This is a genomic window from Candidatus Chlorobium masyuteum (assembly GCF_011601315.1).
In the GTDB taxonomy this organism is placed as follows: domain Bacteria; phylum Bacteroidota; class Chlorobiia; order Chlorobiales; family Chlorobiaceae; genus Chlorobium; species Chlorobium masyuteum.
The window spans coordinates 213,813-237,844 of record NZ_JAAORA010000002.1 but is presented as its reverse complement, the minus strand read 5'-3'; the positions used below and the strand labels follow the sequence as shown (position 1 = coordinate 237,844).

Annotated in this window: 20 protein-coding genes and 1 tRNA gene; 11 read left to right on the top strand and 10 right to left on the bottom strand. The window is 49.6% G+C overall.

The window, feature by feature from the left end; genetic code table 11:
* The first annotated feature begins 54 nt into the window (after positions 1-54).
* From rfaE2 to ptsP, 6 genes are all read left to right on the top strand, one after another.
* Complete coding sequence (rfaE2, locus tag G9409_RS04680; protein WP_166807662.1) at positions 55-576, top strand: D-glycero-beta-D-manno-heptose 1-phosphate adenylyltransferase; 522 nt, start codon at positions 55-57, stop codon at positions 574-576.
* Positions 563-5,098, top strand: coding sequence for a translocation/assembly module TamB (locus tag G9409_RS04675; protein WP_166807661.1), 4,536 nt, complete (start codon positions 563-565; stop codon positions 5,096-5,098). Before rfaE2 ends, G9409_RS04675 begins: the two co-directional genes overlap by 14 nt.
* Before the next feature lie 64 nt (positions 5,099-5,162).
* Positions 5,163-6,410 (top strand): bifunctional phosphopantothenoylcysteine decarboxylase/phosphopantothenate--cysteine ligase CoaBC, encoded by a 1,248-nt coding sequence (gene coaBC / locus G9409_RS04670; protein WP_166807660.1) that lies wholly within the window; start codon positions 5,163-5,165, stop codon positions 6,408-6,410.
* Between the two features lie 4 nt (positions 6,411-6,414).
* The gene (locus G9409_RS04665; protein WP_166807659.1) at positions 6,415-7,071 is read left to right on the top strand and encodes a uracil-DNA glycosylase; all 657 of its coding nucleotides are present in this window, start codon (positions 6,415-6,417) and stop codon (positions 7,069-7,071) included.
* Positions 7,068-8,594, top strand: a complete 1,527-nt coding sequence (gene dnaB / locus G9409_RS04660) for a replicative DNA helicase (RefSeq protein WP_166807658.1) — start codon at positions 7,068-7,070, stop codon at positions 8,592-8,594. The genes G9409_RS04665 and dnaB overlap by 4 nt, the downstream gene beginning before the upstream one ends.
* Before the next feature lie 9 nt (positions 8,595-8,603).
* Complete coding sequence (gene ptsP, locus G9409_RS04655) at positions 8,604-10,409, top strand: phosphoenolpyruvate--protein phosphotransferase (protein ID WP_166807657.1); 1,806 nt, start codon at positions 8,604-8,606, stop codon at positions 10,407-10,409.
* Between the two features lie 18 nt (positions 10,410-10,427).
* On the opposite strand, the gene G9409_RS04650 is transcribed toward ptsP, so the two are convergent.
* Together G9409_RS04650 and G9409_RS04645 are read right to left on the bottom strand one after the other, a co-directional pair.
* Positions 10,428-12,536: a peptidylprolyl isomerase gene (locus G9409_RS04650; RefSeq protein WP_166807656.1), complete on the bottom strand. Its 2,109-nt coding sequence runs from the start codon at positions 12,534-12,536 to the stop codon at positions 10,428-10,430.
* Between the two features lie 46 nt (positions 12,537-12,582).
* Entirely contained in the window at positions 12,583-13,242 is a 660-nt protein-coding gene (locus tag G9409_RS04645; RefSeq protein ID WP_166807655.1) for a protein-L-isoaspartate(D-aspartate) O-methyltransferase, read from the bottom strand.
* A 145-nt stretch (positions 13,243-13,387) separates the two neighbouring features.
* Here G9409_RS04645 and G9409_RS04640 point away from each other — a divergent pair, with 145 nt between their 5' ends.
* Complete coding sequence (locus G9409_RS04640) at positions 13,388-13,972, top strand: GIY-YIG nuclease family protein (RefSeq protein ID WP_166807654.1); 585 nt, start codon at positions 13,388-13,390, stop codon at positions 13,970-13,972.
* On the opposite strand, the gene ftsY is transcribed toward G9409_RS04640, so the two are convergent.
* Positions 13,969-14,922: a signal recognition particle-docking protein FtsY gene (gene ftsY, locus G9409_RS04635; protein ID WP_166807653.1), complete on the bottom strand. Its 954-nt coding sequence runs from the start codon at positions 14,920-14,922 to the stop codon at positions 13,969-13,971. The genes G9409_RS04640 and ftsY overlap by 4 nt on opposite strands.
* Positions 14,923-15,031: 109 nt before the next feature.
* Between ftsY and thiL the strand changes: the two genes are divergently transcribed.
* From thiL to G9409_RS04620, 3 genes are all read left to right on the top strand, one after another.
* Complete coding sequence (thiL, locus tag G9409_RS04630) at positions 15,032-16,099, top strand: thiamine-phosphate kinase (protein WP_166807652.1); 1,068 nt, start codon at positions 15,032-15,034, stop codon at positions 16,097-16,099.
* Between the two features lie 110 nt (positions 16,100-16,209).
* Positions 16,210-16,295: transfer RNA gene (locus G9409_RS04625), tRNA-Leu, on the top strand.
* Positions 16,296-16,420: 125 nt separating this feature from the next.
* On the top strand, positions 16,421-17,794 hold the full coding sequence (locus G9409_RS04620; RefSeq protein WP_166807651.1) for a TrpB-like pyridoxal phosphate-dependent enzyme: 1,374 nt from the start codon (positions 16,421-16,423) through the stop codon (positions 17,792-17,794).
* Positions 17,795-17,858: 64 nt separating this feature from the next.
* Here the strand turns inward: G9409_RS04620 and G9409_RS04615 are convergent, their stop codons facing one another.
* Positions 17,859-20,396: an ATP-dependent Clp protease ATP-binding subunit gene (locus G9409_RS04615; RefSeq protein ID WP_040433213.1), complete on the bottom strand. Its 2,538-nt coding sequence runs from the start codon at positions 20,394-20,396 to the stop codon at positions 17,859-17,861.
* Positions 20,397-20,569: 173 nt separating this feature from the next.
* Here G9409_RS04615 and G9409_RS04610 point away from each other — a divergent pair, with 173 nt between their 5' ends.
* Positions 20,570-21,040, top strand: a complete 471-nt coding sequence (locus tag G9409_RS04610; RefSeq protein ID WP_166807650.1) for a hypothetical protein — start codon at positions 20,570-20,572, stop codon at positions 21,038-21,040.
* Between the two features lie 444 nt (positions 21,041-21,484).
* Here G9409_RS04610 and G9409_RS04605 read toward each other — a convergent pair whose 3' ends face one another.
* From G9409_RS04605 to G9409_RS04580, 6 genes are all read right to left on the bottom strand, one after another.
* The gene (locus tag G9409_RS04605; protein WP_166807649.1) at positions 21,485-21,766 is read right to left on the bottom strand and encodes a hypothetical protein; all 282 of its coding nucleotides are present in this window, start codon (positions 21,764-21,766) and stop codon (positions 21,485-21,487) included.
* Between the two features lie 141 nt (positions 21,767-21,907).
* Entirely contained in the window at positions 21,908-22,102 is a 195-nt protein-coding gene (locus G9409_RS04600; RefSeq protein WP_208019664.1) for a ParE family toxin-like protein, read from the bottom strand.
* A 62-nt stretch (positions 22,103-22,164) separates the two neighbouring features.
* Entirely contained in the window at positions 22,165-22,365 is a 201-nt protein-coding gene (locus G9409_RS04595) for a hypothetical protein (protein ID WP_166807647.1), read from the bottom strand.
* Between the two features lie 144 nt (positions 22,366-22,509).
* Positions 22,510-23,325, bottom strand: a complete 816-nt coding sequence (locus G9409_RS04590) for an SDR family oxidoreductase (RefSeq protein WP_166807646.1) — start codon at positions 23,323-23,325, stop codon at positions 22,510-22,512.
* Positions 23,326-23,340: 15 nt separating this feature from the next.
* Positions 23,341-23,661 (bottom strand): cytochrome C, encoded by a 321-nt coding sequence (locus tag G9409_RS04585; RefSeq protein WP_235923234.1) that lies wholly within the window; start codon positions 23,659-23,661, stop codon positions 23,341-23,343.
* 113 nt (positions 23,662-23,774) lie between these two features.
* Positions 23,775-23,996 carry a cysteine-rich CWC family protein gene (locus G9409_RS04580; RefSeq protein WP_166807644.1) on the bottom strand — a complete coding sequence of 74 codons (222 nt, stop codon included), beginning with the start codon at positions 23,994-23,996 and terminating at the stop codon, positions 23,775-23,777.
* Positions 23,997-24,032 lie beyond the last annotated feature (36 nt).

Here is a 24,032-nt window from a genome sequence, read left to right as displayed (position 1 = left end):
AAAAAATTCGGCGACTTATTATTCATACACTACCGGGCAAAGTATAGCAAAAAGATGGCAACTATGCATGGTTCCCATAAGCTGCTGAGCCGGAATGAGGCTCTTCTCAGGGTTCGGGCATGGCAGGCTGCCGGTAAAACCGTTGTATTTACAAACGGCTGCTTTGATATCCTGCATGCCGGACATGTCGGATATCTGAATGCTGCAAAACAACTGGGAGATATTCTCCTGATCGGTCTCAACAGCGATGCGTCGGTACGAAGACTGAAAGGCCCGAATCGACCGGTCTGTTCCGAAACCGACAGGGCTGCCGTCCTTGCGGCACTTCAGGCGGTCGATGCTGTTACCCTTTTTGAAGAAGATACGCCCGAATCCCTTATCACTCTTCTCTTGCCGGATATTCTGGTCAAAGGAGCGGACTGGAACGTTGAGCAGATTGCCGGAGCAAAGGCCGTTCTTGAAGGTGGCGGCAAAGTACTGACCGTACCGCTGCTCGACGGCCGGTCAACAAGCAATATCATTGATAAAATTCTTCAGCTCTACACTAACCCATCACCCGGCAGTGGAAAGGATTAAACACTACACCATCAAACTGCTGACAGTTTTCACGGCATTCATTTTTCTTCTGTCGCTTGTCGCTCTGTTTGTTCTGAACAGCGGAGTCATTGACCTGCTGGTCAAAGAGCGGGCAACGGCTCTTTTTAATGAAAACTTTGTCGGTCGTCTTGAATTGGGCGAACTTCACCTGAAGTTCCCCAACAGTGTCACCCTGATCAACCCCCGTATATACAGCCCCGGCGAAGCGGTTCCTGCGATTGAAGCGCGCAAAGTTTCAGCAAAAGTAAACTTCCTCACCTTCCTCCAGCCTGAAATCAGAAAACTCTATCTGCGGCGGCTTGTTGCCGATTCGCTGAACGCGAGAGTTATCGAACAGGAAAACGGCAAACTCAATATTGAACAGCTCTTTGCTTTTCGCGATCCCAATATAAAGCAGGCTCCACTCGATCATTTTTTCAGCAAAAAACTGCATCTGAAAAACAGCACGCTCACCTACACCGGAAAGAAGAGCAACCCGAACGCCCTTCAGCTCTCGGTGAACAATATCAACCTGGAACTCTCATCGTTCACCATAAAGGACAAATTTCTGAAGGGAAAACTTGATACACTCCGACTCAGACTCACACTCCCCCGCGAAAACATCACCCTGCACCATGCATCGGGAAGTTTTCTCTTTTCGGAAAACCGCGCAGAAATAATTGCACTGAAAGCCGAGGCAAATAAAAGCAAAGCTGAACTCTCGGCCACTTTTGACAATTTTACTATCTTCTCCTCCCTGATTCAAAAGCAGCTTTTACGCGCCGACTCATTTTTGAATATTCAGGAGCTCTCCCTCCACAGCAGTGATCTGAAACAGTTTTTTCCGGAACTTCTTCTTCCTGACGGAATGTACACCCTGAAGGGCAACGCAAAAGGAAAAAAAGATAATGTCAAAATCCTGGATGCAAACCTGACACACCTTAAAAACCGGATCATCGTTAAAGGAGAACTGCTCAACCTGCAAAACAGAAATGCCCTGGCTTATCAGCTTGAATGTGACAGCTCAAGGGTTGAAGGTGCATTTATCGAGTCTCTACTGCATGAGAGTACCTACCGGGAGATCGCAAAAAAAACCGGTAACATTACCTTTCTCGGACGGGTAAAAGGTAGTCTGAAAACGGTCAAGTCAGAACTGACCCTTCGAACTGCTCCAGGAGATCTCTCCCTGAATGCAGAGACATCAAAAGAGGGATCGGAACAGTTTTCCTCCAAAGGCTCCATGGTGCTGAAAAACCTGAAACCTCAAAAGCTGGTTGACGCGGGTGGAGAAAAAAGTCTGATCAACGCATCCGGCAGCTTTGAAGGCGTTATGGTCAACAAAAAAATCAACCGCCTGAAGCTTGACATGAAGCTGGCCGACTCCTACTGGCAAAATCAGCCGATCAAAGAGGGAAGTTTGCTGCTTGACTTTGCCAATGACATGATGGCAGCTACGGTTTCCCTCAAAAACAATCTCACAACATTCAGCCTTGACGGTGGAGTCGACCTGAAAAATAAAGCAACCCGTTACCAGGCATCCGGCAAGGCCACGGCTCTTGATCTATCAAAAATCCTCGGTTCAGAGCAGTATAAAACCGATCTGAACGGCACATTCAGCATGAATGGATCAGGTGTTGACGCGAAAGCCCTGAATGTTTTTGCCATGATGAAGTTCGCGCCCTCTCTCATCAACAATATCCGGCTGAAAGATAATTCAAAGGCATCTATCGAGATTGTACAGAAACCCGGCAGCTCCAGAACCACGATCAACAGTGATTTTTTTGACCTGCTTACCGAAGGAAATTTTTCATTTGACGAGCTGATTGCTCTTGGCAGACTTGCAGGCTCCGGAATTGCGAGGGAGATCGCATCACAGAATATATGGCAGACAACCATGCCTGCCCCTGAAAACAGCTCGGGCAAACTGACAAAACCATTCACGGTCAACTACCTGGTAACAATCAAAGATCTCTCACCCTTTCAGCGACTCTTCCCTGTTGAGGCGCTCTTTGTGAAGGGACGTGCTGAAGGGAGAGCCATGTACAGTAATGGCGAGTGCTCGATAGAGAGTGCAATAAGAGTCGAACAATTGAAGGCCAATAACAATGTGCTGATAGAGAAGCTCGCTATGGCGGCCGGGCTGGAGTGTACTGCCAGCGGGACGAAAAAAGCATCGGTAAATGCAAAGGCAGCATCACTCTCCCTGGCCGGCAAAAAAACAGGTGCGGCCATCTTTACCGCGCTGTATAGCCCTTCTCGGCTTGAGACCTCTCTCGACATCTCCACCCTTGAACCGCAGCAGAACTTTTCGGCAAAACTGTCAGCCGCAAAAAGCGGCAGCAGCTATGATTTGACCGTTAATCACCTCTCCCTGAAAGATGCTGAAGGTATCTGGCAGGCATCTGAAAAGTCACATATCATGCTCGGCAGAACATCGGCACTCTTCAACCGTTTCAGTCTGATGAAAGGGGGGCAGCAGATTGTGCTTAACGGAGAGCTCAGCAACTCGCAGTCAGGTACCTTTCAATGTATACTCTACAAAGTTCAGCTCAGGGAGTTGAGACAGTTAATCATCAATCCATCACTTGATCTGCTTGCAGGATCCATCAATGCCTCTCTGACAGTCAGCGGCACACCCGGCGCAAAAATAACGGCACTCAAACTGAGCGGTGAGGATATACGCTATGATAAAATCCGGATAGGAACCGTGCAGGGCACAGCAAGGCACAGTTCCGGCCAGCTTCAGTTTGAGATGCATAACAGCTCACCGGGCTCACTGAACAGTGCAAAACCGATAGTGGTAATGAACACGTTCGAGGGAAGCGGAACCATTCCGCTGGAACTCAGCTACTACCCCCTGCAGATCTGGACTGCACCGCAACAACCCGTCAGAGTTTCATTCCGCTCGGATAATCTTTCCGCGCAGTTGCTGAAATACGCGATCCCGATCATTGATGATGCCGAAGGCATAATACCGACAACACTCAAAATTGAAGGGAGAACACCGACACCCGATATCTATCTGACAAGCCGGCTGCTTGATACAAAAATCAGAATTGAACCCACCCAGGTTACCTATCTGCTCAATGGGGACCTCTTTATAACCCCAAAAGCGATCGAACTTCGCGATATCAAAATCCGCGACAATCTCAAGGGCACAGGGCGTATCAACGGAGTGGTAAAACTTGACAAACTGGAACCGGGAGCACTTGCTCTTGAATGCCGGATTGACAATCTGTTACTGTTCAACAAAAAAGACCGGAAGGATGAAACCTCTTTTGGAACCATAACCGGTTCTACAAACAATCTGCTGCTGCATGGCACATTCACCTCCCCGCTCGCCGAAGGAGAGTTGCGAATCAACGCTGCTGATTTCTCTCTCTATCGGGCTGGAGCCAATGAAAGCGCGAAGTATATTGGAGTCAACAAGTTCATTGAATTTGTTCCCCGCTATCCATCACAGAGTTCAGCTGAGATTGCCGGAAGTAACGCAGCCGTTCAACCCGCAGAGTTTTACTATTCACTGCTTGATATCCTCCAGATAAAAAACCTGAGGCTGACAAGTAATGTACCGATCAAGTGCAGTGTGATTTTTGACCGCCTCAGAGGCGAACAGATTGAAACAACGGTAAACAATCTCTCACTTGTCGTCAATAAAACCGATCAGCTCTACCGGCTGTTCGGTTCGGTGAATGTCATCGGAGGTAAATACAAATTTTCCAACTCAAATTTCGATCTGCAGGATGGCGGCAAGGTAACCTGGAACAACGCTGATATCCGGGGCGGCGTTATGGACAATCTGTATGGAGCCAAATACGTAACGGCTGTAAACCAGCAGACCGGTGAGCGGGATAATGTAAAACTGCTGCTTGCCATCACCGGTTCGCTCAATGAACCACAGGTGGAGATGGGCTATTACCTCAACGAGCAGTCTCAACCATTCTCTTCCCAGAACACCATCGGCGGACAATCAAGCCAGATAGACCCGAACGCGCAGCTGAATGTCATCACCATGCTGCTTTCAAAACAGTGGTATATCAGACCGGGCAGCAGCAACCAGAACACCGGCTTTGCATCAAACGTCGGAATATCGACCGGAACAGGTATGATTTCTTCACAGCTCTCAAGAGTCGTGCAGGATATTGCCGGAATCGAAAGCTTCAATGTCAATGTCGGCGTGGACAACCGCGGAGCCCTTAGCGGACTTGATCTTTACTTTGCACTCAACGTCCCCGGTACCGGCGGAAAAGTCCGCTTTGTAGGCACAGGCAGCTCACCGAGCATGAAACAAACTGTTATGTCAGACTATTACGGTACTGCACAGAAAATCGAATACCGTGTAACTCCGAAAATATACCTGGAGGCCTATCGCTCTTACGGACAGATCGGAAATGAAACATCGAGCATCAATCTGCAGAAACCTTCGGAAACATGGGGTGCAAGCGTCTCCTTCAGGGAGCGGTTCAACTCATGGGATCAGTTCTGGAAACGAATTATCCCTTCATCCGGCAAAAAAAAATAAATCCTGCTGTTTTTGTAAATTGACAGGTAAACCAATCTGAAATAAATCCACAGGAAATAAGCTCTTGAGAGGCAAAAACATCATCATCGGCATCTGCGGCGGCATTGCCGCCTACAAAACGCCGCAACTGGTAAGAGTGTTGAAAAAAGCAGGGGCAAATGTCAGGGTTGCCCTTACCGACGGCGGTGCCCGTTTTGTCAGTGAACTTGCCCTTGCAACCGTTTCCCAGGAGCCTGTCTACCGGAATATATTTCCTCCTGCTGACACACCGGAAACCGATTACACACACCATATCTCGCTTGGCGAGTGGGCCGATGCGCTGGTCATTGCCCCGGCCACAGCCAATACGCTTGCGCGGCTGGCCGCAGGCCTTTGCGACGATATGCTCACAGCCTGCTTTCTCACACTGCGGCCAGGCAAGCCGGTACTTGTTTTTCCTGCCATGGATGGCCAGATGTTTCTCTCTGCATCAGTGCAGCGAAATATCGCACTCCTTGAAAAACAGGGCTGCCTGGTCTTCAAACCTGAAAGCGGAGAGCTCGCTTCAGGACAATCCGGAACCGGCCGGATGCCTGAGCCCGAAACCATCCACACGCATCTTGAAGAGGCCCTGCACTCATCACAGAAAAAGTCCCCCCTGCAGGGGAGATCCATTGTTGTGACAGCCGGACCGACAAGAGAGAAAATTGATGGCGTGCGCTACATCTCCAACTACTCTTCGGGCAAGATGGGATTCGCCATAGCCGGTGCTGCGGCAAAACGCGGAGCACTGGTCACGCTCATTACAGGCCCGGTTCATCTTGAAACTCCTCCGGGAGTGCAACGCATCGATGTTGAAAGTGCTGCGGAGATGCATGCTGCCGCCCGAACATTTTTCCAAAGCTGCCAGATCTTTATCGGCGCGGCGGCTGTAGCAGATTATCGACCGGCCGCACCATATGAAAGAAAAATGAAAAAAGAGGCCGAAGAGATCGAGATTACGCTTGTAAAAAACCCGGATATCCTTGCAGAGTTCAGTCTGCAGAAAAGCAGCAAACAACTTGCCATAGGATTTGCACTCGAAATGCAGTCAGATATTGATAATGCACGCAAGAAACTGGAATCAAAGCAGCTTGACCTGATAGCATTCAACTTTTTTGATCGCAAAACTTCCGGTTTTGAAGTTGATACCAATATTCTGACCCTGATAGAGCGTAGCGGCAAAACAACCGAGCTGCCTCAACTTTCAAAACATGACGCGGCAGAGCGGCTGCTTGAGGTCATAGAAAAACAGTACGAGAGTAAGTCTCCTCTCCATAAAAACAGCCGATAATTGCATGGAAGGCCTGTTATTTGATCCTGTAGTGAGCACACCGTCCGGCAGTGAACACCCTTCCGCTTCGGCAGCTGAAAAGCTTGCGGAGCTGCAAAAAGCGGCAATGGCGTGCCGAAAGTGCCGGCTCGCCGAAACAAGGCGGAATGTTGTTGTTGGCGAAGGGAGCCCTCTTGCAGAAATTGTTGTCATCGGCGAAGCCCCCGGAGCGGAAGAGGATGCGTCGGGAAGGCCTTTTGTAGGAAGATCCGGCCAGCTCCTCACAAAAATTCTGCAGGCGGTTCATTTTGAACGTGAAGAGGTCTATATCTGCAACATTCTGAAGTGCAGGCCGCCGGGAAACCGCAACCCGCTTGAGGATGAAATCGGATTCTGCCGGCCATGGCTGCAGCAGCAGTTGCAGATTGTAAAGCCTAAAATCATTCTTATTCTTGGAAAGGTTGCCGCAAATACCATTCTTGGAAATAACCTCTCCATGGGAATGATGAGGGGAAAGCTGATCGAATGGAAAGGGTTTGACTGTTTTGTGACCTATCATCCGGCCGCACTGCTGCGTAACCCCAACTGGAAACGGGCCTGCTGGGAGGATGTGCAGATGATGGAGCACCATTACAAAAAAACGGGCGGAAAAGAAACGCTTCACGACAAGGATATTGCATGATGATCAAGAAAGCTGCGGTTGCCATAGATTTTGACAAGGATATTGATTTCAGTCAGGAGAGCCGCGTTCCTCCCTATTCTACTGAAATCGAGCAGGAGGTGCTTGCCTGCATTCTTCTCGAAGATGACCCTATTGAACAGGTCATCCAGATATTCGGTGATAATGGTGAAGAGGTTTTTTATGAAAAACGTCACCAGATCATCTTCAGGGCGATGATGCAGCTCTACCATAAACGGCAGGCAATTGACATTATCACCGTCAGTGAAGAGCTGCTGAAAATGAACGAACTGGAGCCGGTCGGAGGACGGCACTATCTGGCGGAACTCTCCGGCAAAGTTATCAGCGCCGCCAATATCGAGTACTATGCCCGCCTGGCAAAGGAGAAGTACCTCTACCGGAGGATGATCTCCATATCAGCCAAGATATCCGGGGCAGCCTACAGCTCATCAATGGATATTTTTGATCTGGTTGAACATGCCTCCCAGCAGTTTTTCAATATCTCCCAGGCGGGTATAAAAAAGAAGGCCTCACTGATAAAAGAGCTGGTGAAAAACGGCATTCGGATGCTTGAAACCCTCAGAGCATCACAATCCTCCGTCACCGGCATCGGATCGGGATTCTCTGAACTGGATCAGATGACGGCCGGATTCCAGGGCTCCGACATGATTATCATTGCGGCAAGGCCTTCGGCCGGTAAAACCGCGTTTGCGCTCGCCCTTGCCCGGAATGCAGCGGTCGATTTTGATACACCGGTTCTTTTTTTCAGCCTTGAAATGGCTGAGGTTCAGCTTGCCGTAAGGCTCATGTGCGCCGAAGCCTATGTTGAGTCCCAGCTTGTCAGAACCGGGCGTATAACGCCGGAAATGATGGGCAGGATCATCAACAGCATGGACAAGCTCAATGAAGCGAAACTCTTTATTGACGATACACCGGGGATCTCGATTATGGAGCTTGCCGCCAAAACCCGCCGCATGAAGCAGGAGCACAATATCGGTATGGTTGTAGTCGATTACCTTCAGCTGGTCACTCCTGTACGTGACGGGAAAACAAATCGTGAACAGGAGATTGCGCAGATTTCAAGGTCGCTGAAAGCACTGGCAAAGGAGCTGAACATTCCCGTCATCGCGCTTGCCCAGCTTAACCGCTCGGTTGAACAGCGCTCGGGCGACCGTCGGCCCCAGCTCAGCGATCTCAGGGAGTCGGGCTCTATCGAACAGGATGCAGACGTCGTCATGTTCCTCTCCCGGCCGGAAATGTACGGTAAAACAACCTTCGAGGACGGCTCATCAACCAAGGATGTTGTAGAAATTGTTATAGGCAAGCAGAGAAACGGCCCTATTGGCGACATCCGTCTGCTCTTCCTGAAAAACTACGGGCGGTTTCAGTCAACGGCAAATACCTATATCACCGCCGGCGACGCTGCTGATACATCCCATGAGCCTGAACGCTACGCGCCCTCACTGCCGGAATCCGGTAAATCCAATGCCGGAGTATTCATAAATCAGGATGAAGCACCCTTTTAACCCTCACCTATGTCAGATAATACTCACTCTCCGGTCTCCGGAAAAACAGATGGAGCACCGGAACCGGCGATCAAAAACAGCGACACAGCGGGACAGGAAATGGAGCTGTCCTATGCAGGGATCGGTGCATCCAAAGGGATAGCAATCGGAACATGCTATAGTTTTGTCAAGGAGACCGATCATCATGAGATCCAGGAACTGAAACACGGGGATATCAATGACGAGATTGAACGTTTTCTTGCCGCACTGAACCGTTCCGAGAAAGAACTGAAAAAAATCGAGCGGGTAACAACAAGAAAACTCGGTAAAGGATACTCCAATCTGTTTCAGGCCCAGATCATGATCCTGCATGATCCGGTACTTATTGATACCATCTCATCGAGAATTCTCTCCGAGAGAAAACCGGCACATATGGTCATAGAGGAGGAGTTCAACCTCTATCTTGAAAAATTCAAAACTTCTGAAGAACAGATATTCCGTGAACGGGCTGACGATCTCCTCGATATAAAGGACCGGATCATCAGAAACCTTCATGTACGAAAACTGCACTCATGGATTCCTGAAGGTGTCATTGTCGCATCCTATCATCTCTCTCCTGCCGATGTGATCCTGCTCAGCCGAAGCAATGTAAAGGGATTTATAACCGATTCAGGTGGAACAACCTCCCATATCTCCCTGATATGCAAGTCACTCAATATTCCGATGGTCGTAGGACTCGGAAACCTCTCTCACAAGGTGACAACCGGCATGCCTGTGATCCTTGATGGAACAACGGGAGTCGTAATCACCAATCCCGGTCAGGAGCGAATTGATTGGTATGAAAGGAAAAAAGAGGAGGAGAAAGAGCATGAAGAGAGTGCATCACTGACCGCTACGCTGCCGGCAACAACAAAATGCGGTGTCAGAATCACCTTTTTCGCCAATATCGATTTCAAGGAGGAGCTCCAGAACCTGACGGCTTCGGGTGCGGAAGGTGTAGGGCTTTTCAGAAGCGAGAACCTCTTTACTGACGGAACCAAAGTGCCAAAGGAGTCCGAACAGTACTCCTCTTACCTCGATATGGCTGAAACGATAGCTCCCATGCCACTTGATATTCGACTCTTTGACATCGGAGGCGACAAACTGATCTACTCTCCCGTAAGGGAACCAAATCCTAACCTTGGATGGAGGGGGATCAGAATACTGATTGATATGCCTGAAATACTTGATGACCAGATACGGGCAGTAATCAGGGCTAATGTTCACGGCAACATCGATATTTTGATCCCCATGATCATCTCTCTTGAAGAGATTCACCATGTCCGGAAGGTGATCGACCGACACATCGAGGAGCTATCCAGAGAGATGGAACAACCGATTGACAGGCCGGGAATCGGGGCAATGATTGAGGTCCCGGCAGCGGTGGAGATCATTGATGAAATCACCAGACGTGTAGATTTCATCAGCATCGGGACCAATGACCTTACCCAGTACACCCTCGCTGTGGACAGGAACAACGTTGTTGTGCAGGACCTCTTTGAAAAATTCCATCCGGCAATTATACGCCAGCTGCACCGGGTTATTGCTGCCGCCAACAGAAACCACTGCAGGGCAATGATATGCGGTGACATGGGTTCAGACCCGCTTGCCCTGCCTTTCCTGATTGGATGCGGGCTCAGACGATTCAGTGTTGTAGCCTCGGATATACCGAACCTTAAATCACTGGTATCACACTACACCATTGCCGAAACCGAAGAACTTGCCGGGGAGTGTCTGACACTCGACAGCGCCCAAGCCATCAAAGCCCGCCTGGAAACCTTCCAGGCGGCTCATTGATCCAAATGCGGGGGGTGATCAGGGTCGCAAATCCTCAACTTTTGCGTTTTTGCGAACCGCAGCAAAAAATTCAGCAAACAGTTGCTCCTGTTTTGCCCGAAGCAGCTGTGGTGTTACCGTGACTTTTTCCACTTTGGGATCCAGCCCCTCGGGAAGCGCTCTCTTCGTGAGAAGCACAATCGCATATCCATCGGTAGTTTTCACCGGAGAGGAGAGTTTTCCAACCACCATTCCTGACATGGCTTCAACAAGAGGGCGGTCAACGCCATAACCCGGAATAAGCCCGTCACTCCACTGGATATTCTCCGCTGACACGATAGCCAATCCCTGATTTGCCGCAGCGATCTTTTCAATAGACATTCCGGCTCCCTTCGCCATCGCAGAGAGCTTTTTCTCAAGAGCGGCACCTTTCTTCTCCCTTACCAGCTCTGCCGTAATCCTGCTTTTCATATCCTGATCCAGCAGCCGGTATCCGGTATCATTCTTCTCCGTAAGACGCATAACATAAAACCCTTTTTCAGTCTCAAGCAGATCTGAAAGGTCTCCTTCGGATGCCTTAAAGGCAAAAGCCGTTACCTTATCACTGTATCCGATCTGCGCAACCGCCATATGTTTACCAAACTCTCCGGTCTTGTCAATACGCAATTTCGCGGCAGCCGCAGTCTGGTCGAAACCCTTCTCCTTGGCCGAGGCCTGAAAGGCAAGTGCCTGACGCCTAACACTCTCGACACTCTCCGTGGAGGGGCGGATGTTGCGAACTATCTCCGAGCAGACCACCGCACTCTGGTCAAAACCGGTAACCTTGATAATATGCAGTCCGAACTGTGTCTGAACAGGACCGATAACCGCACCGGGACGGGCATTGAACACTGCTGCAGCAAATTCAGGAACCATACGTTCCCTGCTGAACCATCCGATATCACCGCCATTCAGCGCACTACCGGGATCAGCAGAATATTTACGTGCAAGAGACTCAAAAGGAACACCAGCCTGAAGCTGTTGTGAAATCAGCAGTGAAAGCTCCCTGACTTTCTGCACTTCAGCACGGCTGGCCGGATTAAACCTCAGAAGAATATGTGAGGCCCTTGCCACTGGCTGCCGGGAGGTAGTAACCTGCTTGATTTTTATCATGCGGTACTCACCCCGATCAGCTAAAGGACCGACAATCGTTCCCGGCTTGAGATTTGAAGGATTAAAGAGCGTTGCTCCGGCTGCAGGTGAAAAATCGCTCCGGTTATAGGCTACATTAATCCCTGTTGGACGGTCACTCTGTACCTTCACATAGTCGCTGTCATTAACCGTTGGAGCAGAAAACTCGGCCCTGATCGATTCAAGCTCGGTTCGAACGGCAAGACTGTCTTTTGCTGAGGGAGTAAGAGGGAAAAACACAAAATCGGCTTTTCTTGAAGGTGCCTGCCGGAAAAGCTCCTTGTGATCATCATAATACTTTTTGATCTCCTCTTCCTTTACCGGAAAGTTACTGTCAGCACCGGCAAAGCTTAAGGGAACAGGTATAAAAGAGGCAGAAAACCTTGAGAACTGCCTGTTTATAATATCGTCAACCTCCCTGCCGGTTACATGGTCAAGAGTTTGCAATGCCCTGATCAGCTTGTTGACCTTCAGCTCCTGACGGACAATCTTCTCTATCTGCAGCCACAACTCCTTGTTGCGGGGATCACGACGTGCACTGTCGAGCTTTTTTCGATCAAGTGCTCCGGTAGCCGGATCACTGAAATTCTGACGGATCACCTGGGGCGGAGCAGAACTATCCAGAGCTTCAACCACCTCCTGATCCTGCAGGGAGATGGAGAACTTTTCAAACTGCTGTTCAAGAAGAGTCTGATCTACAACCGTATTCCAGGCCTGCTCACGAAGCGCGAGTTCGGCTTCCGGAGTCAGTTCCGCTCCGGGATTGGCTCTTCGATAATTTGCAGTAAAATTTTTGTACACCTCATCATACTCTGCCATGGAAACCGTCTTTCCATTAATTTTACCCGCCTGATTTGCCTTGGTGGTAAATCCGGTAAAATTCATCCCCCACTCAAACACAATCAGCGCAAGAAATGCCGCCATGAGCGTATAGAGTATAATATGAGTCTTGTCACGCAAGCTGGACATGAGAGCCATAGATCATCCCTTCAATTATGATGTTATTAAATATAAAAATCGTCTGTTACAGGTCATCGCTCCAGCCCTCCCTGCCAATCAGCGGCACAAAGACAAACTGCTGAAACACCTCTTTTCTAAGTTCGTCACCAACTCGCTGCACAACGGTCATCTGCTGTGACACCGTCTCTCCAACGGGTATAACCATGCAACCGTTTTCCGCCAGCTGTCTCAACAATGGCGCAGGTTCTTCCGGAGCACCTGCAGTTACTATGATCCCGTCAAACGGAGCCTCTTCCTTCCAACCCAGAGTGCCGTCATCATAACGACATGCAATAGGTAAACCAAGCCTCGAAAAAAGCCGTTCAGCACGCTGAAACAGCTCATTGATCCTTTCAACCGTATAAACCGAATAACCAAGAGCATCAAGAATTGCCGCCTGATAACCTGATCCGGTTCCAATTTCAAGCACTTTTCCTGATGGACATCGATCAACGAGCAGAGTTGTCATATAAGCAACCGTAAAAGGCTGCGAAATGGTCTGACCGAACCCGATGGGATAAGCTCCATCGTCATAGGCCAACTCCAGGGCATCCTCAGGAAAAAAAAGGTGCCGCTTGACCTCCAGAAAAGCATCAAGCACCCTGCTGTTTGTTATCCCGTAACGTTTCAGCGCCTCAACCATCTCCCAGCGCCTCTGCTCCATATGTTTTTCCGAAACGTTCATCGAAAAAAACATTGCCCCGTTAGCTTCGAAAACCCTTACTTTTCTAACTGCGTTGAAAGCATCCTGATTCACTACCGTATAATAATAATAACGATCACGCTGTAGTGAGTCGCTGCTAATATTGCATCAAAAACAACAAAAAACAATGTCCGTTCGCCAGTTTACCATTTTCGGCAATAAATACCGCATGGGTTCCTATATCCTCCTGATACGGCTATCCTGTTCGGTTAAGCTTGCATTCGGACGGTTTCAGTTTGGCCGCCTGATCACTTTCACCGGGGGAGAGTACCTCTACATCGGCTCAGCTTTGGGAAAAGAGGAGAGCACAGGAAGCCCGCTCGCCCGGAGAGTGATCCGCCATGCATCAAGAAGCGAAGAGAAAAAGCCCCACAAAATCCGTCCCGCCCTGTTGCAGCTCTTTTCCGGAGATGACTTTGCCAGTAACAGCAACCGTGCTCCTTCCACGAAAAAACTCCGGTGGCATATCGATTATCTCCTTGATCTACCCGAGGCGGAAATCACCCATATCGTCATCATGCGAAGCCCGCTGAAACTTGAAGACAAACTTTCGGAACTTCTTGAATCCAGCAATGCGACATCAATAGTAGCTCCTCACCTTGGTGCCGGAGATACCCGAAACAGCACGCATCTTCTAAAGATCACCGATCACAACCAGATTCTTGACCTTCTTCACCACACCATTCCGGAAATGATAACTGTCCGGGACTAATGGCTGGTGCGACCCAGGAGCGCTCCGACAAACTCCGCACGATCAAACAACTGTAAATCATCAATCTTCTCACCCACGCCGATATATTTGACAGGCAGACCAAGTTCACGGGAAATGGTGAGCACTATTCCGCCTTTTGAAGTCCCGTCAAGTTTGGTAACAACAAGTCCGGTTACCTTGACAAACTTTGTAAACTCCCGGGCCTGCTGCACCGCATTCTGACCGGTTGTACCGTCAAGCACCAGCAGCACTTCATGCGGCGCTTCAGGAATTTTCTTTTTGGCCACCCTCATGATCTTGGCCAGCTCCTCCATGAGATGGCTTTTGTTGTGCAGCCGCCCTGCGGTATCGACCAGTACAACATCAGCATTTCGCGCAACCGCAGCGCTGACTGCATCATAGACCACCGAGGCAGGATCGGAACCCTGTCCCTGACCGATCATTGGAACACCTGCCCGGTCCGCCCATATCTGGAGCTGTTCATACGCTGCGGCGCGAAAGGTATCGGCTGCCGCTATAATGACTTTTTTGCCTGCTTTATCATAATTGTGGGCCAGCTTTGCAACACTGGTGGTCTTGCCGGCACCATTCACTCCCACGATTAAAATCACATAGGGTTTTGCCGGCAGAGGTGCATCAAAATCAACCGGGTGATCCACTCCGCTCTCCTGCAGCAACTGCTGAATCTCTTCCATCAGCATGTTGTTGAGCTCCGTTTCCGAGCGGTAGGTCTCCTGTTTTGCACGTTCCGTAATAGCATCAACGATCCCGAGTGTTGTTTCTACACCGACATCAGCCGCGACAAGAATTATTTCAAGCTCTTCGAGAAACTCCTCATCTATCTCCGTTTTCCCCTGTGTGATAACCGAAAGCTTGTCCCGAAGGGTATCGCGGGTTTTTCCGAGCCCTTCCGTCAGTTTTGATAATTTGAACTTGTCAAAAAAACCCATAAAAAGAAGATATTGTCTCTGTTATTGAAAGAGTAGGGAACCGGCCGGGCTGTTGACAACGCGACGATCCCCGGAATGGTTCAGAGTGAACTTTAATTTACGCAAAAATATGCCATATAAAGCCATCCGGGATATCGGGGAGTTCGGTCTGATCGACAAAATTGCCGCCCTCGCAGAACCAACCCTTCAAGCGGTACCTGAACTGCTGAAAGGCATCGGTGATGACTGTGCAATCTATCAACCCTCCGGAAAACTCCTTCAGGTCGCAACAACCGATCTGCTTGTCGAACAGGTACACTTCGATCTTTTGACAACACCGCTTAAACATCTTGGAAGCAAAGCCATAAGCGTCAATGTCTCCGATGTCTGCGCCATGAATGCCTTTCCCCGCTTCGCGCTTGTCTCCATTGCCATCCCTCCCTCATTTTCAACAGAGATGGTTGAGGAGCTTTACAAGGGAATGAGCCATGCGGCAAAAGAGTACGGCCTTGCCATCGCCGGTGGAGACACCTCTTCATCCCGATCTGGGCTGATCATCTCCGTCACGATAATGGGGGAGGTAGAACCGGAAAAGCTCACAAAGAGAAACGGAGCCAAACCCGGAGAGCTGATCTGCGTTACCGGCTCACTCGGGGGTGCCGCTGCCGGTCTCAAGCTCCTCATGCGTGAAAAAGCCATCATGCTTGAACATTTTGAAAACAATGAACCGTATAACAAAAGCGTTATGGCCGACCTGAAGGAGTACAGTGAAGCCATACAGTGCCAGCTGCTCCCCACGGCCCGTCTCGATATCGTAAGATTCCTGCACTCAAGAAACATCCGGCCAACATCGATGATCGATATTTCCGACGGACTCTCCGGGGAACTGCACCACATCTGCAGCCAGTCAAACACCGGAGCGCTGATTCATGAAAGCCGTATACCAATCACACCCTCAACGCGAAGGATTGCCGATGAGCTCCAGGATGATGCCATCACATGGGCACTGACAGGAGGAGAGGAGTATCAGCTGCTCTTTACCATCCCGAAAGAGGAGTACGAACTCATTGATGACTACAAGGAGATATCGGTAATCGGTGAAATGACCGATATAGATACCGGTCTGTTTCTATCGGATATTTACGGCATGAGGATTGATCTTGCCTCGATCAGGGGCTTTGATCATTTCGAAGCCTGAACGGCTGCGTTTCCGCTGCAATAAGTGGCGTGAACGGGGCGATTTATTTTTTTGGGAAACCCTGTGAAGATAGTAAATTACCGGCCTGTCTGGTATCGTTGTACCGAGCAGCCGAAGTGGCGGAACTGGTAGACGCCCGGGACTTAAAATCCCGTGTTCAGCAATGGACGTGCGGGTTCGATTCCCGCCTTCGGCACTCTTGCAGCAGTTCAACTGCCATGTAATACATTCAGGAAACCGTTTCCCGGTTTTATGGTATGACCCTCGCTATCCGTTACACTCACCCTTGCAGTACTACTTCACCCTAAATTCAGAGTAATCATGAGTTCTGAACCCACGAAGATCCTGCTGACTGAAGATGAAATGCCTCGACAGTGGTACAATATTCAGGCAGATCTCCCTTCACCGCTCCCTCCGCCACTTGGTCCTGACGGCACCCCGATAGGACCGGATGCTTTGGCAAAAGTTTTCCCCATGAACCTGATTGAGCAGGAGGTAAGCACTGAACGCTGGATTGACATCCCCGATGAGGTGCAGTCCATTTTGAAACTCTGGCGCCCTTCTCCGCTCTACCGGGCAAAACGGCTTGAAGCGGCACTCGGGACTCCGGCAAAGATCTACTATAAAAACGAAGGGGTCTCTCCGGCGGGAAGCCACAAGCCGAACACGGCTGTAGCCCAGGCATGGTACAACAAACAGTTCGGCATCAAACATCTTATCACGGAAACCGGAGCCGGCCAGTGGGGAAGCGCGCTTGCCATGAGCTGCAAGCTCATCGGTATCGACTGCAAGGTCTTCATGGTCAGAATAAGCTTCGACCAGAAGCCCTTCCGCAAAATCATGATGCGAACCTGGGGCGCCGACTGCATAGCCAGCCCAAGCAACCAGACTGCGATTGGGCGAAAGATACTCTCTGAAATGCCTGATACCCCCGGCAGTCTTGCCATTGCCATCAGCGAGGCAATCGAACAGGCTGTGGAGCGTGACGATACCCGCTATGCTCTCGGCAGTGTGCTGAACCATGTCATGCTGCACCAGACCATTATCGGCCTTGAAGCACGCAAACAGCTTGAGAAGGTGCACCTCTACCCGGATATCGTCATCGGATGTGCCGGTGGTGGATCAAATTTTGCCGGTATCAGCTTCCCCTTTATCTGCGACAAGATCCACGGAAAAGAGGTTCAGATCATTGCTACAGAGCCGGAAGCATGCCCAACACTCACCAGAGGACCCTATATCTATGACTCGGGTGATGTCGCAAAAATGACCCCGTTACTCCCCATGCACAGCCTTGGCCACGGGTTTATTCCTCCTGCCATTCATGCCGGCGGATTGCGATACCACGGCATGGCCCCGCTGGTCAGCCATGTCAAACAGCTCGGACTGATCGATGCCACATCAATCGGCCAGACGGAGTGTTATGAGGCCGCACTGCTCTTCGCCCATACCGAGGGGTTCATCCCTGCACCGGAAACATCACATGCCATCGCGCAGACAATACGCGAAGCCAAAAAGGCAAAAGAGGAGGGAAAAGAGAAGGTGATTCTTATGAACTGGTCAGGCCACGGTCTGATGGACCTCCAGGGATATGAGGCTTTCCTCTCGGGCAAACTCAGCGACTATCCTCTGCCTGAAGAGCTTCTTCAACGCTCTCTTGCCTCGGTCAAAAACCATCCTGCAGCACCGCAGATGTAGCCATAAAAAAACCCCCGGGCTCCGGGGGTTTTTTTATGCATGACAATCAAGCTGTTTATGCTTCTCAGGCCTCTTTTTCACGCTTGGCTTTTTTAGCAGGTGCCGCGCCATCAAGAAACCGCAGTTCATTCTCCTTCTCGTCAAACGAGATCCTGATGGTACTGCCCTCAGTAAACCGCCCTTTAAGCATCTCCTCGGCAAGCGGGTCTTCCACATATTTCTGCAGCGCCCGTTTGAGCGGCCGGGCACCATACTTCTGGTCATAACCCTTGTCAACAAGAAACTCCTTGGCTTTCTCATCAATCTCCACCTCAATACCCATCTCACGAATCCGCTTGAAGAGCTTGCCTGCAGTGATATCGATGATCTTGAAGATATGCTGCTTTTCGAGCGGGTGAAAAACGACAATATCATCAATACGGTTCAGAAACTCGGGATTGAAAACCCGTTTGAGGGCATCCTCAATGGTGGACTTCATCGCCTTGTAACTTCCTGTTGAATCATCAGGCGCAGTAAAGCCCATACCTGCACCGGCGCCAAAACTCTTGATATCCTTGGCTCCGATATTGGAGGTCATGATAATGATGGTGTTGCGGAAATCAACTTTCCGCCCAAGTCCGTCGGTCAGAACACCCTCATCAAGCACCTGAAGCAGGATGTTGAACACATCGGGATGCGCTTTCTCGATTTCATCAATGAGCACCACAGAGTAGGGCTTGCGGCGAACCTTTTCAGTAAGCTGCCCCCCCTCTTCATAACCGACATATCCGGGAGGTGCACCGACAAGCCGGCTGACCGAGAACTTCTCCATGTACTCGCTCATATCAGCCCTGATCATAGCATCCTCGGTATCGAAGATATAGCGGGTCAGTGCCTTGGCAAGCTCGGTCTTGCCGACACCGGTAGGGCCGAGAAAAATAAAGGAGCCGATCGGACGGGAAGGATCTTTCAGTCCGGCACGGGTACGCTGGATAGCCTTGGTGATCTTTTTGATCGCCTCATCCTGCCCTATCACCTCTTTGGTAAGATCTGCCTCCATGGAGAGCAGTTTCTTGGACTCGGATTGAGCTACCCGATCCACAGGAATACCGGTCATCATGGCAATAACGGAGGTGATATCAGCTTCTGTGACATCGTACACGCTTTCTGAAGCCCTCTCCTCCCACTCCTGTTTGGCCCGGTCAAGCGACTCAAGCAGGTTCTTCTCCTTGTCGCGAAGCCGTGCGGCCTCCTCGAAGTTCTGCATCTTCACAACCTGATTTTTTTCGGTCTTGATCTCCTCAATGGATTTCTCAAGCTCAAGAATCTCAACAGGAACGTGAATATTGCTTAAATGAACACGGGCTCCGGCCTCATCCATCACATCAATTGCCTTGTCAGGCAGAAAACGATCGGTGATATAGCGCTCGGAAAGCTTGACCGCCTTCTCAATCGCATCCCCCGAATAGTTTACATGGTGGTGTGACTCATATTTCGACTTGATGTTGTTGAGAATCTGGATGGTCTCATCAACAGAGGTCGGCTCAACCATGATCTTCTGAAACCTCCGGTCAAGCGCGCCGTCTTTTTCGATATACTGACGGTACTCGTCAAGCGTAGTGGCTCCTATACACTGCAATTCACCGCGGGCAAGAGCCGGCTTGAAAATATTGCTTGCATCAAGCGAACCCGATGCACCGCCTGCACCGATAATGGTATGCAGCTCATCAATAAAGAGAATCACATCCCGTGATCGCTCAAGCTCGTTCATAAGTGCCTTCATTCTCTCTTCAAACTGCCCCCTGTATTTCGTGCCGGCAACAAGCGCTGCAAGATCAAGCGCAACAACACGCTTGTCATAGAGAACCCTTGATACCTTGCGCTGCACAATCTTGAGGGCAAGGCCTTCGGCAATTGCCGTCTTGCCGACACCGGGCTCGCCGATCAGCACAGGGTTGTTCTTTTTGCGGCGGCTCAGAACCTGGGCAACACGCTCTATCTCCTTTTCACGGCCGATAATGGGATCCAGCTTGTCATCAAGCGCGAGCCGGGTGATATCACGACCGAAATTGTCGAGAACCGGGGTCTTCGTTCGCTCCCCTTTGCGCTGTTCCGGCTTTTTTTGCTGACGTTCACCGCTTCCTGAAGAGAAGGCGCCCTCCATCGGCGGCTCATCCGAATCGCCCGAGCTGCTTGAGATATTCATAAGCTCATCCTTGACAAGATCATAGGTCACGCCGAACTGTTCAAGAATCTGGGCGGCAATGTTATCATCACCTTTAAGAATGGAGAGAAGCAGATGCTCCGTGCCGATAATATTCGACTTGAATATTTTGGCTTCAAGGTAGGTAATTTTAAGCACCTTCTCTGCCTGCTTGGTCAAAGGCACGTTCCCCATAAGGGTAGCCGGAACTTTCGGATGCGTACTCTCCTCAATTTTCTGCTTGAGGCTGAAAAGATCTATCTTGAGGTTCTTCAGTATTCTGGCCCCTATACCTTCTCCTTCGCGTATGAGACCAAGAAGAAGATGTTCGGTACCGATATAATCATGTCCTAACCGGAGGGCTTCCTCCCGGCTGAGACGGATAACATCCTGAACTCTATTTGAAAAATTTCCTTCCATTATGTATGTATCGGTAAAATTATTATGGGTACCCTCTCTCATCATCTCCCGGCATGGAGAGGGTAAAAATCTGTGTATTAAATAATTATATAAAGATCGCGAGTTAAAACCAATTCCATAAAGAGAGAAAACTCTGACGGCCGGTAAAAGGTTCGCTCAATCCCTGACAAGCCATGAATGTTCAATACATCCTTCTTGACGATAGCAATCCGCAACACCGTGAACTCTCCATCTACCGGACCGGTACCATAAACCGGGTCAGGCTTGAGGATAAAGCCTACAAAGCCTACAGCTCATTGGAGATCGGAGCCCACGACTATGCAGCTTTTTTTCACTACACTGTTGCCGAAGCGCTGAACGCTCTTCCCTTCTTTTCGGAAAGCGGAAACGGGCTTGACAGCTGGGATGAATCCTTTCTGCACAACAGCAGCCTGAACGAAATGAAGCGGATAATCGGGGAGTGCAGAGCAGAAATCAACCCGAAAAAAAATGAAACGATCCTGCTCGGATGGCAGGATCAGCCCATAGGGGTGGCCTATATGAGGAACATTGACGCTGCGAAATTTATTGCCTTTCTCGACACCCTCATGCAGTTTGTCGAAGAGACAGACGCGGAAGGGTGCGATCTTGAATTCATCCTTTGAATTCAGGTACTTAAAGGACTATAGGAACAGCAGGGACAAAAAGTCTGATTAGCAAGCGTTCTTTAGAAAGCAACCAGAAAAAACTCGATACTATTTTACTCATAACTGGAATTCACCGATTCATCTGAATGGGAGATAAATTCTTTAAACACTACCAACTTAAACAGAATCAATCAGAGGAACAACCACTTAGCTGCGGCATCAGAGCAAAGAACTGTTCACATTTTGACTCAACTGCATCAAGAGATTGTGACCGGAAAATTTCGGTATGTAAACGTTCGCAACCTTCCGTAACACATTCAATTGCTGTCTTCTCCCAAAGCCTACGGCAAGGCCATGTTTTGACTATTTGTGTGAAAGGAGCCGAACATCGATGTTGGCGCAAACGGTCAGGGAGGTTACTTGCAAATCCAACCATGAAACGGCATGGATCATGCTCTGGCTCTAAGCACAATAGATAGAAAACACCGACATCATATAAGACGGCATCTGAAAAAAGTCTCTCCCTTCTTTTCCATCTTGGGTGCGACGACTTGATGCAAGCGCTTCAAGTAACCGTTGAGCATCCTCTTCGGTGATATAAGAGATGGTTTGTCCTCTATTTTGTTTACCACCCCGCAACTTTGCAGGTTCAATTTCCAGGCGCTTTATAACCTTAAAAACGGTCTGGCGATATAGGCCTTGTTGATCCGCAAAATCCTTTATAGAAATCAGGTGCTCAGTCATATTACTCGTAACTCAGCCAAATTAATGAGATCGACTAGACTGCATAAAAAAGAGGTGTGTTTATTTGCACGTATAAACTCTTTAAATTACAGCCTCTAAAATCAGGAACAACACTGCACACTATATCATCTGAGACATCAATCAGCCGAGCAACCGGTCATAATCAGCGTGACTCCCGATCCAAAACCATTGAACACCTTCTTGAACCGGAATGCCTAATGCTCTGTATTGCTTACCGATACGTACGCTTCGATAGTGACCGTTTTTTACTTTTTTGAAATGTAAAGAGGGATGAGAGGAATCATGCCGAAGGAGCTTGTAGCTCTCTTTTGCCAACTCCTGTAATGGTTTCGGGAGAGAGTGGTAACAAACCCAAAACCGGCTTGATGCATAGTGTTTCAAATCTCCGTTGACTTCCCCGCATTGTACTCTGCAAGGGCTTCGGCAGCAAAAGCGTCAAGCTTTCCCGCTTGAGCGTCCCGCTCAATCTGGCGATCCCAATCGTTGGCATCCCATTCGAGAAACCACTCGCGAAACTCTTGACGTTCAGTCGGCGTAAGTTGTTTGATTTGCTTTTCAAGATATTGGATTGATGTCATAAGAACACCTGCCTTTACTCTCTGTTGGACACCTGTTTTTACTATCACAAAAGATAAAATAATCAATAACAGAATTATTTTCCGCAATTTTTCACTGCACGCTCACAACATGCATTGAGCTTGTCAACAGGGCTTTTATCCTGTTTATACTGGCAGATCCGGATGAATAAAGTTGTAATTCAGTGCGCTCACGAGCTTGTCACTGTTTACAAGCTTGAATGCTGCGGGCTCATCTGAAGCTCCAAGCGGGGGCTGCGCAACTCCCGCAGCTTCAGCCGCTTTGCTGTAGTACTTATTTCTCGATGGATGAGCCGGACTGCAGGCATTGAACACCTCTCCCCACTGCTGCAGGCGGATGATTTCCGAGATGATCTTCACACAATCGTCCCGATGGATAAGGTTCATCGGCTGATCGGGGTTCGCGATCTCTTTCATGCTGCCGAGATATTTTTCCGGATTGCGGTCATAACCGACAAGTCCGCCAAAACGAACCACCGTGGTCTGAAACCCCCGCTCCTGCATCAGCATCTCCTCAACAAGAAGCAACGCCTCTCCGGCAAGGCTCTCCGGAGTTCCTGCATCCTCTTCGGTAACCTCCCGGTTGAGCGACGCATAGACGGAGGTGGAACTGACAAACAGCACCGAGCGAACCTGCGACTGGCCGAGCGCGTCTATCAGTGAGGAAAACTGCGCTATATGGTACTCAACAATATCATCCCGACGCTCCGGCGGAATATTGATTACGAGAATATCACTCTGCAGAAAATCGGCAATCTCTTCACCATTCACCTCCTGGTCAATCTCCACGAGATAGGGTTCAATACCTGCATCGCGAAGCTGTTCAAGGTTCTCCTCTCTTCTGGTTGACCCCTTGACGGCATAGCCCTCCTTGATGAGCGCTTTGGCAAGCGGCAGACCGAGCCAGCCGCACCCGAGTATGGTAATGGTTTCCTTTTGCATGGCACTGTTTTGCGGTTACTGTTTCAATGACCTAATGTACAGGATCAGGGAGTGCATAGCAACTGAATTCACATCAAGTTTTGTACCCTGCAGCGGACCGGCAATACAGGTGTTGATCTGCCCGGAAAGATTGGGATGTTTCCAGCCTTTTTCGAGCCCCGAACCTTTCGGATGGCAGGAGTTACAGCTTTTACCGGAAGTTGCACCCGCAAGCGTAACGGAATTGAACAACTGCCGTCCTTTTTCAACAGAAGGCCTTTCGGCGGCAAGAACTCCACAGGAAAACGCGGAAACACTCAACATGCCGGCCAGTGTACATGCTATAACTCGCTTCATCACTCTCCTCCCTGGGTTAAACACCATTGCATTGTTTTGTTATAAAATGAAACCTCACGCTACACCAAGCAGAAAAAGGTGCTGAAAGTTTGCATGAATGCACAAAAAGTGCATTAAAGCTTTTCACCCGCTTTCGCTTTCTCTGTCAGCCGGTCAAGACAGTTGCTGCAGACACATGTCTCGTATCGTTCAGCAAGATACTCCCGCACTTCAGACGGAACCTTCCTTGTACTGCACCAGCAGGTAGCGGCACGTGCACAGGTAAAAGAGGTACCGCACATCGGGCAGGTTTCAACTGCCGGGGTACCGCTCTCATGTTCAATTGCATGGGACATATGTAGTCGACGTTAAAGTTTATATCGCCAATATTC